Below are 15,569 nucleotides of genomic sequence, written 5' to 3'. Positions count from 1 at the left end.
ATTAGGTTATGCCTAAATACCTTATCCGCATCACGATGATGCTCTTTGGGCTGTTTTTTGGGGCGACAGCATACGCACAATCGTCTTGGCAGCCATTACCCGATACGATCCACAAAAGTGATCGCGATCCTCGTCAATATAAAGCCATTCAATTGCAAAATGGGATGACAGTTCTGCTGGTTTCTGATGAGAAAGCCATTAAATCCTTGTCTGCCGTCTCTCTTCCGGTGGGTCATATGGAAAATCCAGATAATCAGCTTGGGCTGGCTCACTATCTTGAACACATGGTATTAATGGGTTCCAGGCGCTACCCGCAGTCGGCAGGATTTGCTGAATTTTTGCAAAAAAATGGGGGAAGTTATAACGCCAGCACAACGGCCAACCGTACTGCATTCTATCTGGAAGTTGAAAATGGCGCTTTAGCAGACGCGGTGGATCGCCTTGCGGATGCACTGGCTGAACCTTTGCTGGATCCTGTTAATGCTGATCGTGAACGTCATGCGGTTGACAATGAAATGACCATCGCTCGTGCGGGGGAAGGGCATCGAATGTGGCAGGTTCGCTCCGAAACCATCAATCCGGCTCACCCTAATGCGCGTTTTGCTGGCGGAAATCTGGAAACACTCAAAGACAAACCTGACAGCCAATTACAGACAACACTGGTTGATTTTTACCAGCGTTATTACTCCGCCAATGTGATGAAAGGCGTGGTGTATGGCAATCAATCCATCGATAAACTGGCGCAGATTGCGGCAGAAACGTTTGGGCGCATTCCGAATCGACATGCTTTTGTGTCGGCCATTACAGTTCCGGCCATCACTGATAAAGAAAAAGGCATCATTATCCATTATGTGCCGGCACAACCGCATAAAACATTGCGGCTGGAATTTAGTATTGCGGATAACAGTGCTGATTTTCGCAGTAAAACAGACGCCTATGTCGGGTATTTAATTGGCAGTAATAACAGTCAAAATACCTTATCGGGTTGGTTACTCAAGCAAGGATTAATCGAAAGTATCACCGCGGGGGCAAATCCCAAGACTGACGGTAACTCCGGTACATTTGATATTTATGTTTCGCTCACTGATAAGGGGCTTGAACAGCGCGATCAAGTTATCGCCGCCATCTTTTCCTACATCAAGCTGCTAAAAAAACAGGGCATCAATAAGCATTATTTCGATGAAATGACAAATGTCTTTAATTTGTCATTCCAGTATGCGTCAATCGTGCGGAATATGAACTATATTGAAGGGTTATCCGATGCCATGTTGCAATTACCTGTTTCCCATGTCTTGGATGCAGGTTATGTTGCAGATGCCTTCGATCCAAAAGCGATAGCCAGCCGTCTGAATGAATTAACGCCGGAAAATGCGCGTATCTGGTTTATTAGCCCAGCAGAGCCGCATAACAAAGAAGCCTACTTTGTGCAGGCGCCGTATCAAGTCAATAAAATTACGCCAAAACAATTGGCTGAATGGAAAAAACTCGCAACAGAAGATGTATTCTCTTTGCCGGAGTTGAACCCCTATATTCCTGATGATTTATCCTTGGTGAAAACATCGGGTAGCCAAAAACAGCCTAACATGCTGTTGGAAAAGCCCAATGTTCGCTTGCTGTATATGCCAAGCCAAGATTTTGCGGATGAACCGAAGGGAAGCATCATATTGGAGATGCGTAATCCTGATGGGATGAAAACCATTAAGGATCAGCTTGCCGATGCATTGTTTGCTTATTTATCTGCCGCTGCTCTTGATCGACTGAATTATCAGGCATCTGTCGCGGGAATGTGGGTCTCAACGGATTATGCTGAGGGGCTGAGGATAATGGCAGGGGGTTTTACGCAACATTTACCCGAATTGCTAACTTCAGCCATAGAACAGTACCTCTCATTTGTGCCGACTCAGGAGAAACTGGAACAGGCGAAATCGTGGTATCGGGAACAAATTGAAGTTGCCAATAACAGCAAGGCGTTCCAGATGGCCGCACAGCCCGTTTCGCAACTGGCGAATGTGCCTTACTTCGAACAGTCTGAAAGACTGAACGTGCTGGATACCATCACTATTGACGATATTGTGAGATATCGCCAAAAAATGATCCAACAGGCAGCCTTACAGGCGATGGTTTTCGGTAATTTCACTGAGCAACAGGGGATTGATATCATTCAAGCCGCACAAAAGCAGCTTGCGAATCAAGGGACTGTATGGTGGACGGGCGAACACGTTGTTATTGACCGTAATTATGCGGTTAATTTTAAAAGAACAGCGAGCAGCACGGATAATGCGCTGGCAGAAATCTATATTCCAACGGGGTATGACCGTATCACGGGATATGTTTACGCCAATATGTTGAGTCGTATTTTGTCACCGTGGTTCTTTGACCAATTGCGGACAAAAGAACAGCTTGGCTACGTGGTTTCGGCCTCCAGCTCAGGAATAGGCGAACAATTTGGACTGGGTTTTCTGGTGCAAAGTAACAGTCAACAACCGGATTACCTGCATCAACGTTATCAGCACTTTTATCAACAGGCGGATAAAAAGCTGAAAGCGATGTCTGATGCTGAGTTCCAGCAGTATAAAAAATCACTGTTAACAGAAATGCATGAACCCCCACAGACTTTCTATGCAGAAGTGGCGCGCTATGAGGGAGATTTTGGACTTAATAACTTCAAATTTGATACCCGTGATAAAACCATCGCCGCGATGGAGAACGTCACTAAAGCGCAGCTCATTGCGTTTTATGAAAAAGCGGTGATTAAACGTCAAGGATTGGCGCTGATTTCTCAAGTTATCGGAAAAAAAGGCACGGCTCATCAATATGCAGAACTGAAGGGCTGGAAAACTTATGATTATGTGTCAGATTTCCAGAAGCAATTGCCGGTTAAGGTGAATGCTCTGTGAGCAAAGATAAACTTAACCCGTTAACACTGCCGCTGTATGGTCAGCGGCTGATCGAGGCTTCAGCTGGGACGGGAAAGACCTATACGATAGGCGTGTTGTATCTTCGTCTGCTACTGGGATTGGGCGGCTCTGCCGCCTTTTCCCGTCCGCTGAATGTCGAAGAGATTCTGGTGGTGACTTTTACGGAAGCGGCGACGGATGAGTTACGTGGACGTATCCGCGAAAACATCCACCAACTCCGCTTGGCTTGTATTCGGGAAGAAACGGTTGTTAGCGATCCGCTCTATCAGCAATTGCTGAATGAAATTCCTGACAAGGCAAGTGCGGCCAGTTGGTTATTAGTCGCAGAACGTCAGATGGATGAGGCGGCAATTTATACCATTCATGGTTTTTGCCAGCGTATGTTGGTACACAATGCGTTTGAGTCTGGTGTCTTGTTTGATCAAACGTTAATTCAGGATGAAAGTCAGTTACGCAAACAGGGCTGTGCCGATTTTTGGCGGCGTCACTGTTATCCCCTGCCATTACCCATCGCGGCAGAAATCAGCCGGATATGGCGTGGGCCAGAAGCTTTGTTGAAAGATATCTCGGACTATTTACACGGGGATATGCCGTATATTGTCAATGCCCCTGATAGTGACGAAACGCTGTTTAGCCGTCATCAGAAAATCATTGAACAGATTGAGTCGCTAAAAGGTCAGTGGAATGATGCCGCGGCTGAATTAGAGGAACTTATCGCTAATTCCGGTGTTGATAAGCGTAGCTACAGTAAAAAGTATTTGCCTGATTGGTTGCGTCGTGTTTCTCAGTGGGCTAAATCGCCAACCGAAGATTACCTGTTACCGAAAGAATTGGATAAATTTTGTCAGTCTCGCTTGTCAGAAAAGACCAAAAAAGGAGAAGCGCCGCGGCATCCTCTGTTTGAGGCGATTGATGGTTTATATCAACAACCGCTGACATTGAAAGATATCATTATCACCAAAGCGATCGTGGAAGTTCGTCAGTCCGTGAATCAAGAGAAACTGATACGTGGTTACATGGGATTTGATGATCTGCTGACCCGTCTGGACAGTGCCTTGCAGCGTGCAGGCGGCGAGCAGCTTGCGGCAACCATCCGCCAGCGTTATCCCGTCGCCATGATCGATGAGTTTCAGGATACTGACCCGCAACAATATCGCATTTTTCAGGCCATCTATCGGCATTCATCATCAGAGAATGGCTTGCTGTTTATTGGCGATCCCAAACAGGCAATTTATGCGTTTCGTGGGGCAGATATTTTTACCTATATTCGCGCCCGTTCGAACGTTAAAGCTCATTACACGCTGGAAACGAACTGGCGTTCTTCTGCCTCAATGGTGCAAGCAGTCAATACGTTGTTTGCTCGCCCAAAACATCCATTTTTGTTTGAACAGATCCCATTTATTCACGTGAATGCCACAGAAAAAAATCATGGTCTGAAATTTTCCCTGCATGGGGAAGATCAAACTGCCTTGCGATTTTGGTTACAGCCGGGTGAAGGTGTTTCCAAAGGGGAATATGAACAGCACATGGCTCGGCAGTGTGCCGCCCAAATACGGGATTGGTTGCAAGCAGGGCAAGAAGGGAAGGCGCTTTTATATCAGGCCAAAGATAAACAGCGTCCGGTTATGGCAGCAGATATTACGGTGCTGGTGCGTAATCGCAGGGAAGCTTCCTTGATACGTAAGGAACTGAATACACTGAAGATACCTTCGGTTTATCTTTCCAATCGAGAAAGTGTGTTTGATACGCCAGAAGCGAAAGATCTGTTGTGGTTGTTACAGGCCGTACTGGCGCCGGAAAAAGCGCGTGAATTGAGAAGTGCATTAGCCAGCAGCTTATTTGGTTTGAATGCACAACAAATTGATCAGTTGAATCACGACGAAACAGCATGGGATCGTTTGGTTGATGAATTTGATGGTTATGCCCGTTTATGGCGTACCCGCGGCGTATTACCGATGCTGCGGGCGGTTATGGTGAAATACCGGATAGCAGAAAATCTGCTGGCAGGTGATGATGGCGAACGTCGGCTCACCGATGTGATGCACATGAGTGAATTATTGCAGGAGATCTCTCAGCAACTAGACAGTGAACACGCCGTGGTTCGCTGGCTGGGACAACAGATTTCACGCCCTGACCCACAATCAGAAAACCAGCAACTGAGACTGGAAAGTGATCGGCATCTGGTGCAAATCTGTACCATCCATAAGTCTAAGGGGCTGGAATACCCATTGGTTTGCTTGCCTTTTATTTGTGGTTACAGAAAGCAGAAGCACGCTGTTTATCATGATCGCCATCACTTTGAGGCGCACCTCAATATTTCCCATGACGATGAAACGCTGAAAGAGGCTCTGGAACTCGCAGATGAAGAGCGTCTGGCGGAGGATTTACGTTTGCTCTATGTGGCATTAACGCGGTCAGTTTATCACTGTAGCGTTGGTGTGGCTCCGCTTATCAAAGGGAATCGAGGGAAAGCCGGCGATACGGATTTGCACCTGTCTGCCCTTGGCTACCTGCTGCAAAAGGGGCAGCAAGGTGATGCAGCGCTATTGGTTAACAGCTTGAAAGCGCTTGCCGATGACAGCGTCGATAACAGCATAGAAATCAAGCAAGCAGAAGAGACTACGGATTCACAATGGCGCGCACAAGGTGAAAATATTCTGTCGCTGGAAGCCAGAAAATTGCGGCGTTTCGTACGGGATGAGTGGCGGGTGACGAGTTATTCGGGGTTACAACATTCCGCTTCTCACGTGACTTCCCCTGCTTATGCAGGAGCATTGGGCGAGTCAGTCGAGGTGATTGTACAGTCTATTTCTCCGAAGCTGGATATTGATGCGCGTGGTGAAAAGCGGGAAGAACAGGCATTACAGATGACGCCACATACTTTTCCTCGTGGGGCATCGGCGGGCACCTTCCTGCACAGTCTTCTGGAAGATCGGGATTTCGCTCATCCTCCGGATCCGGCGTGGTTGGCAGAAAAACTGACTGCGTCAGGATTCGATGAAAATTGGGCGCCCGTATTGGCACAGTGGATGGAGGATATCCTGTGTGCGCCGCTCAATGAGCAGGGAATGCAACTTGCCCGTGTGCCTCGCCATCTCCAGCAAAGTGAAATGCAGTTTTACCTGCCCGTGGATAAATTATTGCATGCAAAGGAAATGGATAAGCTGATTCGTCGTTATGATCCCCTGTCTGCGCAATGTGCACCGTTGTCCTTTCATCAAGTCAAGGGCATGTTAAAAGGTTTTATTGACTTGGTTTTTTGCTGGCAAGAGAAGTTTTACGTCGTGGATTACAAATCAAACTGGCTAGGGGAGAACAGCCGGTCATATACACAAGAAGCAATGGTAAACGCCATGATCGAGCACCGTTACGATTTTCAGTATCAGCTTTATACTCTGGCTCTGCATCGTTATTTGCGTCATCGGCTGGCTCATTATGATTACCGTCAGCATTTTGGTGGCGTGATCTATCTGTTTTTGCGTGGCATTGATAAAGATAATCCTGGGCATGGCATTTATCACTATTTACCTCCCTTCGAATTTATTGACGAACTGGATAGGCTTTTTAGTGCTGCGACTGAGGAATAAAGCGTATGAATGCCATGATGTCATTATTGCAACACGCGGTGAGCCTGAAGCTATTGCGCCCTTTGGACGTGCAGTTTGCTTATGCGATGATCGAAGATGAAAACCCGCTGTTACTGTTAATTACGGTGCTGCTAAGTGCTGAATCAGGCGCGGGGCATGTCTGTTTGCCATTGGAACGGATTGCGCCGAAATATTTTTTTGACGGCAGGCAGCCTGAATTAGCGGCATCGCTTTGGTCTCTGGTCGGGAAACCTGGGGAAGCGCAGATTCTGGCGATTTTGCAGGCATGTCCGGCGGTGAGTACGGGAGCGTCTCCTGCGCCGATAATCCTGACTTATCAAGGGGAAGCCGGTTACCGCCTCTATTTACAACGCATGTGGCAAAGTGAACGGCGTGTGGCTCATTTTTTTGCTGCTGTGGCGTTGACTGAGGCTTTTGAACAATCTTCTGATCCATCTGCTGCGCAAACGCCTGATCAAACCACGCGTGATGAAATCCAGCTGCGTTGCATTCTGGATGACCTTTTTGGTGTTACTGCTGGAGGGGAAATCGATTGGCAGAAAGTGGCGGCGGCAGTGGCGGTCACCAGCCGCATTTCAGTGATCTCTGGCGGGCCGGGAACCGGAAAAACCACGACAGTGGCGAAGTTATTGGTTGCCTTGATTAAATTGCATGAAGGGCAAAAATTAAGCATTCAATTGGCGGCACCAACCGGCAAGGCGGCGGCCAGGTTGACTGAATCGCTGAGGGAGGCGGTCAGGCAACTTGATTTGACGCCAGAACAGTGGCGCAGCATTCCAGAACAGGCGCAAACTCTCCATCGTTTACTGGGTGCACAACCTGATAGCCAGAAATTGCGTTACGGTCGTGATAATCCGCTATCCCTGGATATTTTGATCATTGATGAAGCCTCAATGGTGGATTTACCGATGATGGCTCACTTGATTGAGGCTTTGCCGTCGCAGGCGAAAGTGATTTTCTTGGGGGATAAAGACCAGCTTGCCTCGGTTGAAGCCGGAGCGGTATTGGGGGATATCTGTCGTTTCGCTGAACAGGGTTATAGCGCTAAACGTGCTGAACAATTGGGGCGATTGACCGGATGCCCGTTAACCTCTTATTCCACTTCCGGTGACAATGCGCCTGCCGTGCGGGATTGCCTGTGTCTGCTGCGTAAAAGTTATCGCTTCAACTCCGCTTCCGGTATTGGGCAATTGGCCTTTGCTGTGAATCAAGGCGATCGCGCGGGTGTCGCAATGGTACTAAGCCACTCTTTTCCTGATGTCACTTTTTATCCGCTTTCAGAGGATGACGATTATCAACGTCTGTTGGCTGAAACCGCTGCGGGTTACTACTCATATCTGGCAATGGTAAATGAGCGGGTAGCGGAAAACGCCATTTTGGCCGAATTTAACCGTTTCCGGTTGTTGTGCGCATTAAGGGAAGGCCCGTTTGGTGTGGCAGGGCTGAATCAGCGAGTAGAACAATTACTGCACAGAAAGGGCCTGATTACGCTGCCCAAAAATGTGGAGAGCCGGAGTTATGTCGGGCGTCCGGTGATGATATTGCGTAATGACAGTACGCTTGGGCTGTTTAATGGCGATATCGGGATTATGCTCAAAAATCAGGATAATGAGCTGAAAGCCTATTTCCAGTTGTCTGATGGGCAGATTAAAGGCTTTCAGCCGAGCCGGTTACCTCAACATGAGACGGCTTATGTGATGACAGTGCATAAATCTCAAGGATCTGAATTTGAACATACGGCCTTGGTATTACCGACTCAATACTCGCCGATAGTCAGTCGGGAATTGGTCTATACCGCACTGACGCGGGCGCGGGAAAAATTGACGATTTATGCCCATAAGCCCGTTTTGGATAAGGCCGTGGCAACAGTAACACAGCGGCGAAGCGGGCTGGCCGAGTGGCTCAACCCGCAATAACCAGGCAAAGTGGCTAAGACAGATAAGCCTATAAAGTCAGCATCAAGATCTTGGAACGGCGCTGGTAGTTATACAGCGCCTGTTTTTCCACGGGCAACATCGCTATTTCTGCTGGCTCAAAACCTTTCTCCTGAAACCAGTGAATACTGCGTGTCGTGAGCACGAAAAGTTTTTCTAATCCTCCCTGTTTAGCCTGACCGGAAATGGCATTGAGCAGTATTTCGCCGCGGGAAGAGCTTCGGTAGTCTGGGTGCACAGCAACGCAGGCCATTTCTCCGATTTTTTCATCAGGATAGGAATATAGCGCAGCGCAGGCGATAGTGACGTTATCGAGTTCTATCAGGGTGAAGTTATCAATTTCCATTTCCAGTTGTTCACGTGAACGGCGTACCAAAATGCCTTGTTGCTCCAATGGGCGAATAAGCGCCAGAATGCCGCCGATATCATTGATATTGGCACGGCGTATCTGTTCGGAACGCTCCATCACTATTTGTGTACCGATGCCTTCGCGGGAAAATAATTCTTGTACCAACGAACCATTTTCTTGATAACTGATCAAATGGCTGCGGCGAACACCGCGGCGGCAGGCTTTGATTGCCCCCCTTAAGAAACGCACGGTTCCTGAATGATAATCACCGGCGCTTTCCAATGCGTGCAGGTAAACTTCACCTTCATTGGGAAACATCTCTGATAACGTATTGCCTTCAACGTCAAGAACGCCCTGAGATGAACAAAAGCCAATTAATTTTTCGGCTTTTAATTTGATCGACAATTGCGCTGCAATTTCTTCGGAAGTGAGATTGAAACTTTCTCCTGTCACAGATACGGCAACGGGGCCAATCAGCACGATAGCACCATTATCTAATTGTTGGTTGACGGCTTTCTCATCAATCCGGCGAACTCTGCCACTATGGTAGTAATCGACGCCGTCATCGATGCCCAATGGTTGGGCAATAACAAAATTTCCGCTGACAACATTAATATTGGCACCTTGTAATGGGGTCTTGTTTAAGCTCATGGAAAGACGCGCCGTAATCTCCAGCTGTAATAAGCCGGCTGCCTGTTTGACTAAATCCAGTGTCTTGGCATCGGTGACTCGGGTGTGCTTGTGGTAAACCGATGAGTAGTGATGTTCGGCAATATTCTGTTCAATTTGTGGACGTGCGCCATAAACGACAATTAAACGAATCCCCAGATGATGCAGTAATCCAATATCGTTGACGATATTGGCGAAATTATCATGGGCGATGGCTTCACCGCCGAGCATAATGACAAAAGTTTTGCCTCGATGTGCATTGATATACGGAACTGAGTGACGGAAGACTTCAACCAATTCGGTACTGCGTTCTTTCATGAAACCCTCTCTGATTGAATATTTATTCGTATTTTTTGTATTTTTATGGTTTTTGAGGGGAAATGGCAAGGGGAAATATGGATAAAAATAACGTTACTATTTATATTGGTATAAATCACCAGAAGATCAAAAAATGCGTTTTTTGATGACAGATGTTCGCTAATTAATTAGAGTCTCCCCCCGCCGAGCGATTATGTTGGGTAAAGATTACTGCGTTTAGTTGTTTTTAAATGGAATAACCGATGAGTCATTCAGACCATAATGCTTCACGTCGTCATCTGCTGAAAGGAGCAGCTGCTGTATTGTTGTTAAGTATCAGTCCGATAGGTTATGCAGCGACTGCAAAAGTCATTGCTGTGCGTATTTGGCCTGCCTCAAGCTATACCAGAGTGACGCTGGAGTCTGATATTCTACTTAAGTATCGTCAGTTTTCGCTTACCCACCCTAATCGTATTGTCATTGATTTGCAGGGTGTTCAGCTTAATAGCATTTTGAAGAGCATGGGGGCGCAGGTTCAGCGACGTGATCCCTATTTGAAATTGGTACGGGCAGGGCAATTTAACCCTAAAACAGTGCGTTTAGTGTTTGAAATCAAAAAGCCGGTCGCTCCGCATATTTTTACATTGCCGCCAATTGCCAGGTTTAAACACCGTCTGGTACTCGATCTGTATCCCAAAAAAGCCGTTAATGCGACTGATGACCCTTTACTGGCTCTGCTCGAAGAGTACAACAGTGGGGATCTGGAACAGAATCTGCCGGCAGACACCCGCAAATCTGGCAAGGCGGGCAAAGACCGGCCGATTGTCATTATGCTCGATCCCGGTCATGGCGGTGAGGATTCTGGGGCGATTGGGAAATATAAAACCCGTGAAAAAGATATCGTGTTGCAAATTGCCCGTCGTTTACAGGCGCTTATCAAGCGTGAGCCGGGCATGAAAGTTTACATGACGCGTAATGAAGATGTGTTCATTCCTTTGACGGTAAGAGTGGCGAAAGCCCGTAAGATGCGGGCTGATCTCTTTGTTTCTATTCATGCCGATGCTTTTACAAATCGTTCTGCCAGGGGATCATCTGTGTTTGCGCTTTCGACTAAGGGAGCGACCAGTAATACCGCCCGTTTTCTCGCTCAGACTCAAAACGAGGCTGACTTGATTGGGGGCGTCAGCAAAAGTGGCGATAAATATTTGGATCATACCATGTTGGATTTGGTTCAAACCGCGACGATCAATGATAGTCTGAAATTCGCTAACGAAGTGCTCAAACGAATGGGCAAAATCAATAGACTGCATAAAAATAGCGTTGATCAGGCGGGGTTTGCGGTATTGAAAGCACCCGATATTCCTTCCATTTTGGTAGAAACGGCATTTATCAGTAATCTGGAAGAAGAGCGCAAACTTAAGACAGCGAAATTCCAGCAACAAGTGGCGGAATCTATTTTTGCCAGTATTAAAGCGTATTTCAAAAATGGGGCAGAATTGGCGCGGCGGTGAAATATCCGCCTTCATTTATCAACAGGTTTTAAATAATATTAAAATGCAAATTTTAAAATAAGCGGAAATCAGGTTATAAGATAAGCGGAAATGAGATAATAGTCTGGACAGTGAAAATCAGGAAAAAATAGAAGGGATAAGAAAATAATATTGGTTGCGGGGGCCGGATTTGAACCGACGACCTTCGGGTTATGAGCCCGACGAGCTACCAGGCTGCTCCACCCCGCGTCCGTCTATCTATAAAGCTTGATTATCAATTGCATTGGTTGCGGGGGCCGGATTTGAACCGACGACCTTCGGGTTATGAGCCCGACGAGCTACCAGGCTGCTCCACCCCGCGTCCGTCTATCTGCAAACTTGATTATCAATCGAACTGGTTGCGGGGGCCGGATTTGAACCGACGACCTTCGGGTTATGAGCCCGACGAGCTACCAGGCTGCTCCACCCCGCGTTCGATGTCGGCACACTATACTCTGGAACGGCGCAGTTGCAAGTTTTTTTATTGATATTTACTGAATTTATTTGTTTTTTGATTTCAAAATAGCCTGATTGTTTTGTTTTTACTCGATAGGCAGGGTCGAAACGCTAAACTATTTTCTCTAACCATTTTCTTTAACTACATTTTCTTTAACTACATTTTCTTTAACTACATTTTCTTATTTATGCGTGTTTGGTATTGTTCCAGCTCCGAATAAGTGATAGCGAGAGATTAAGGCATTAGTATGAGAGTTTGGGGTAAATATCTTTTAGTTGGGTTTGTTATTTCGTTATTAGCGGGATGTCATCTTCGACCCACTGATCAGGCACAGCAGTATAAAGATGGGCGAATTATCCAAAACCTCCAATGGGTTAATACCCCTAATGCCGAAGGTTCTCCGGTGAATGCCAGGGATTTTGTCACACAAATTAACTATATCAGTGAATCCTCCCCTCGTCTTTATCGCAATAACCGTGAACTGTTTGATGCGATTGAGAGCTGGATGCTGTCCGGTGGTGATACCCGTGATTTAACCGGGTTCGGTTTGCAGGCCTATCAGATGGAAGGGGAAGATAATTACGGCAACGTGAAATTTACCGGTTATTACACGCCGGTTTTGCAGGCACGACATATCAGGCAAGGTGAATTTAAATATCCGCTGTATCGCATGCCGGCTCACTCACGTTCCCGTTTGCCAAGTCGCGCCGCGATATACCGCGGTGCCCTGAACCCGAAATTTATTATCGGATACAGTAATTCTCTGATGGATAATTTTATGATGGAAGTGCAGGGGAGCGGTTATGTTGATTTTGGCGATGGACGTCCGTTAACCTTTTTCGGCTATGGGGGGAAAAATGGCCATCCCTATCGCAGCATTGGCAAGGTGCTGATCGACCGTGGCGAAGTACCGAGTGGGAAAATGTCCATGAAAGCGATTCGTCAGTGGGGTGAGCAGCACAGTGAAGCCGAAGTGAAAGAACTGCTGGAGCAGAACCCGTCATTTGTTTTCTTTAAACCAGAACCCCATACCCTCGTCAGGGGAGCCAGTGCGGTGCCTTTGGTGGCAAAAGCGTCGGTCGCGTCTGACAAGTCATTGATCCCTCCCGGAAGCGCATTGCTGGCGGAAGTCCCTGTACTGGATGAGATGGGGAAATTTACCGGCCAGTACCGGATGCGTCTGATGGTGGCGCTGGATGTCGGTGGCGCGATTAAAGGACATCATTTCGATATTTATCATGGTGTTGGTGAGAAAGCAGGGGAAATGGCAGGTTTTTATAATCACTATGGTCGGGTTTGGGTATTAAAGAAAGCCCCATCTGGTTTTTTGGCGGCAAACCAGTAAGATCCCCGCCAATTTAAACAATCAATCGATAGCCTGTCTCAATAGGGATATCGGTTTTATGCGGGATTTAGTTAGCCATGCAATTTTCTCTCTCTGACGCTTATCTTCAGCGTTTCGCGGGTACAGCTCGGTTATATGGTCAAAAAGCGCTTTCATTATTTGCCCATTCACATGTTTGTGTGGTGGGCATTGGCGGCGTGGGGTCATGGGCGGCAGAAGCTCTGGCGCGTACCGGTATCGGTGCGATTACGCTGATTGACATGGATGATGTTTGTATCACCAATACCAACCGTCAGTTGCATACTTTAGTACAGAATGTGGGCTTGCCAAAAACGGAAGTTATCGCCCAGCGGATACGCGCTATCAATCCTGAGTGCCAGGTCACTTGTATTGATGATTTCGTCACCCCAGATAATGTGGCGGAATTGATGTCTACAGGTTTCAGTTATGTGATTGATGCCATTGATAGTGTTCGACCCAAAGCGGCGTTGTTGGCCTATTGCCGCCGCGATAAGATCCCAGTTGTGACGACGGGCGGAGCAGGCGGGCAGCTTGATCCTACCCAGATTCAAGTGGTGGATTTGGCGAAAACGGTGCAAGATCCCTTAGCGGCGAAATTGAAAGAGCGCTTGAAATCCGATTACCGCGTCGTGAAAAACGGCAAGGGTAAATTGGGCATTGACTGTGTTTTTTCCACCGAACAGTTAGTTTATCCGCAATCTGACGGTACAGTTTGTGCGGCCAAGCGTACCGCGGAGGGTTCCAAACGCATGGATTGTGCTTCCGGTTTTGGTGCCGCAACGATGGTCACGGCGACCTTTGGTTTTGTTGCTGTCTCCCACGCCTTGAAAAAAATGGTGGCAAAAGCTGAACGGGAAAATACGCTGTAAACGAACCTAATGAACGTTGGTGTGAGCAATTTCCTGAATGGTATTTATCAGGGATCTCACCCCATTGAGCCTTGAGCCACTGAGTTGCTGCTCAAGGCCGAGTTGTTGGAATAGCCCGGTTAACGGTGTTTGCAAAACCTGTTCGGGGGTTTTGCTTTCCACAGCGGTCAGCAGAATGGCCAATAAGCCTTTGACAATGCGGCCTTCGCTATCACCATAAAAATGCAATCGGCCGTCTGCCAGCCGTTGATACCCCAGCCAAACCCGATTTTCACAGCCGGATCTTTCGATATTGGGTTGTTTTAGCTCATCCGCCAACGGCGGCAGCTTTCTGGCCAGACCGATGAGCTGCCGATAACGATCTTCCCACAATGTGCATTGCTGAAAGTTTTCAATAAGTTGTTGCTCCGTGATTTCGGTGCCAAAAGGATGCGGAGCAAGGAGAGCGTCTGTGCGTTGTGTCATGGGGTGTTTATCTTGTTGTGTGTTTGTTGCTGATTATCCTTGGATAAGATTTGAGGATCATAGCAGCTATACTTTTAAACGAAAGTTATTGATACGGAAAATGACAATGCAAGGAAGGGTGAATAGCTATCATCATTATAATACGTTGGAATTTTCATCGAATTAATTTCCCTTAAGGTCGTGGAAAAAACAACCTTTTCGGAAGAAGTGTGATTTAAATCTAATTTTCATTGAAATAATAAATTTTAGATTTTTCCTCTCAATCAAACACAGTTTCAAAATAAAACAAAAGGGGATCTCCGAAGAGGCCGAAGAATGGCTTCTGGCAGGAAAATAAAAGCCGGATGAATCTAAGAAGATAAATTTAGTATATCAATTTGTTTTTTTATTAGGGTGCTATCTGAAATTTAAATTATGTAATTATCTGATTTTATTTAAGAATAGAGATTAATCACAATTTTACTGGCGATCTTTTATTCACGCTGGAATAGATAAGTATTACTATTATATCCTGTTTAATTGATGCTGTAATGAGCATCCATTGAAAATCAGATGACAGGAGACAGGAATGTCCTATCTTATTTACTTGTCGTTAAAGGGCAAGAAACAAGGCTTAATCTCGGCGGGGTGTTCAACCCCCGAATCTATCGGCAACCGCTATCAGGCCGGGCGGGAAGATGAAATACAGGTATTACACCTCAGCCATATGATGACACGTGATCAGAATGTTAATCATCTCCCGGTCAGCTTTACCAAACCCATTGATAAATCTTCTCCGTTGCTGGGATTGGCGATAGACAAGAACGAGTTGCTGGATGCCCTTTTTAAGTGTTACCGCGTAAACCTTGCCGGACAGTTGGAATTTTTTTATGAGATCAAACTGACAGGCGCAACCATCGTTGATTTTTCCTGTCACTACCCGCATTCGATAGATGACAATGACCAGATCCCGTATGAAACGGTACAGCTTGATTATAAGTCGATATCATTCACGCATCGCGCGGCAGGGACAACAGGCTATGCGATATCGCAGTTGCAGGGACGTGAAGAAGAAAGGCCGCTTTTGTCTGGATTTTCTAATATTAAACCGTTGGTTGAGGAAACTCCG

The 15,569-nt window shown here is 46.8% G+C and carries 8 protein-coding genes, 3 tRNA genes and 1 pseudogene; 7 read left to right on the top strand and 5 right to left on the bottom strand.

The window, feature by feature from the left end:
• The first annotated feature begins 8 nt into the window (after window positions 1–8).
• The 3 genes from ptrA to recD are packed head-to-tail and all read left to right on the top strand — an operon-like array spanning window position 9 to window position 8,442.
• Complete coding sequence (gene ptrA, locus PSI15_RS00395) at window positions 9–2,897, top strand: pitrilysin (protein WP_273581821.1); 2,889 nt, start codon at window positions 9–11, stop codon at window positions 2,895–2,897.
• Window positions 2,894–6,505: an exodeoxyribonuclease V subunit beta gene (gene recB, locus PSI15_RS00390; protein ID WP_273581820.1), complete on the top strand. Its 3,612-nt coding sequence runs from the start codon at window positions 2,894–2,896 to the stop codon at window positions 6,503–6,505. Before ptrA ends, recB begins: the two co-directional genes overlap by 4 nt.
• A gap of 14 nt (window positions 6,506–6,519) precedes the next feature.
• Window positions 6,520–8,442 (top strand): exodeoxyribonuclease V subunit alpha, encoded by a 1,923-nt coding sequence (gene recD / locus PSI15_RS00385; protein ID WP_273581867.1) that lies wholly within the window; start codon window positions 6,520–6,522, stop codon window positions 8,440–8,442.
• A 28-nt stretch (window positions 8,443–8,470) separates the two neighbouring features.
• On the opposite strand, the gene argA is transcribed toward recD, so the two are convergent.
• Window positions 8,471–9,796 (bottom strand): amino-acid N-acetyltransferase, encoded by a 1,326-nt coding sequence (gene argA, locus PSI15_RS00380; RefSeq protein WP_273581819.1) that lies wholly within the window; start codon window positions 9,794–9,796, stop codon window positions 8,471–8,473.
• 242 nt (window positions 9,797–10,038) lie between these two features.
• Between argA and amiC the strand changes: the two genes are divergently transcribed.
• Window positions 10,039–11,286 carry an N-acetylmuramoyl-L-alanine amidase AmiC gene (gene amiC, locus PSI15_RS00375; protein WP_273581818.1) on the top strand — a complete coding sequence of 416 codons (1,248 nt, stop codon included), beginning with the start codon at window positions 10,039–10,041 and terminating at the stop codon, window positions 11,284–11,286.
• A 151-nt stretch (window positions 11,287–11,437) separates the two neighbouring features.
• Here the strand turns inward: amiC and PSI15_RS00370 are convergent.
• The 3 genes from PSI15_RS00370 to PSI15_RS00360 form a co-directional block, all read right to left on the bottom strand.
• A tRNA-Met gene (locus PSI15_RS00370) sits at window positions 11,438–11,514 on the bottom strand.
• 35 nt (window positions 11,515–11,549) lie between these two features.
• Window positions 11,550–11,626, bottom strand: a tRNA-Met gene (locus PSI15_RS00365).
• Window positions 11,627–11,660: 34 nt separating this feature from the next.
• Window positions 11,661–11,737, bottom strand: a tRNA-Met gene (locus PSI15_RS00360).
• Between the two features lie 271 nt (window positions 11,738–12,008).
• Between PSI15_RS00360 and mltA the strand changes: the two genes are divergently transcribed.
• Together mltA and tcdA are read left to right on the top strand one after the other, a co-directional pair.
• Window positions 12,009–13,106: a murein transglycosylase A gene (gene mltA / locus PSI15_RS00355; protein WP_273581817.1), complete on the top strand. Its 1,098-nt coding sequence runs from the start codon at window positions 12,009–12,011 to the stop codon at window positions 13,104–13,106.
• 77 nt (window positions 13,107–13,183) lie between these two features.
• Window positions 13,184–13,996, top strand: a complete 813-nt coding sequence (tcdA, locus tag PSI15_RS00350) for a tRNA cyclic N6-threonylcarbamoyladenosine(37) synthase TcdA (protein ID WP_273581816.1) — start codon at window positions 13,184–13,186, stop codon at window positions 13,994–13,996.
• A gap of 6 nt (window positions 13,997–14,002) precedes the next feature.
• Here tcdA and csdE read toward each other — a convergent pair whose 3' ends face one another.
• A complete protein-coding gene (csdE, locus tag PSI15_RS00345; protein ID WP_273581815.1) occupies window positions 14,003–14,461 on the bottom strand; it encodes a cysteine desulfurase sulfur acceptor subunit CsdE in 459 nt (152 codons plus the stop codon).
• 568 nt (window positions 14,462–15,029) lie between these two features.
• Between csdE and PSI15_RS18450 the strand changes: the two are divergent.
• Window positions 15,030–15,488: pseudogene (locus PSI15_RS18450) on the top strand (Hcp family type VI secretion system effector); the annotation flags it as partial.
• Window positions 15,489–15,569 lie beyond the last annotated feature (81 nt).

Source organism: Xenorhabdus sp. PR6a (assembly GCF_028599065.1).
Taxonomy (GTDB): domain Bacteria; phylum Pseudomonadota; class Gammaproteobacteria; order Enterobacterales; family Enterobacteriaceae; genus Xenorhabdus; species Xenorhabdus doucetiae.
The sequence above is the reverse complement of the archived record's forward strand: the minus strand, read 5'-3'. Positions and strand labels throughout refer to the sequence as shown.

Coding starts and splice junctions, on each gene's coding strand:
- tcdA (WP_273581816.1), top strand. CDS start 13,184: ATGCAATTTTCTCTCTCTGACGCTTATCTTCAGCGTTTCGCGGGTACA.
- recD (WP_273581867.1), top strand. CDS start 6,520: ATGATGTCATTATTGCAACACGCGGTGAGCCTGAAGCTATTGCGCCCT.
- argA (WP_273581819.1), bottom strand. CDS start 9,796: ATGAAAGAACGCAGTACCGAATTGGTTGAAGTCTTCCGTCACTCAGTT.
- ptrA (WP_273581821.1), top strand. CDS start 9: ATGCCTAAATACCTTATCCGCATCACGATGATGCTCTTTGGGCTGTTT.
- csdE (WP_273581815.1), bottom strand. CDS start 14,461: ATGACACAACGCACAGACGCTCTCCTTGCTCCGCATCCTTTTGGCACC.
- mltA (WP_273581817.1), top strand. CDS start 12,009: ATGAGAGTTTGGGGTAAATATCTTTTAGTTGGGTTTGTTATTTCGTTA.
- amiC (WP_273581818.1), top strand. CDS start 10,039: ATGAGTCATTCAGACCATAATGCTTCACGTCGTCATCTGCTGAAAGGA.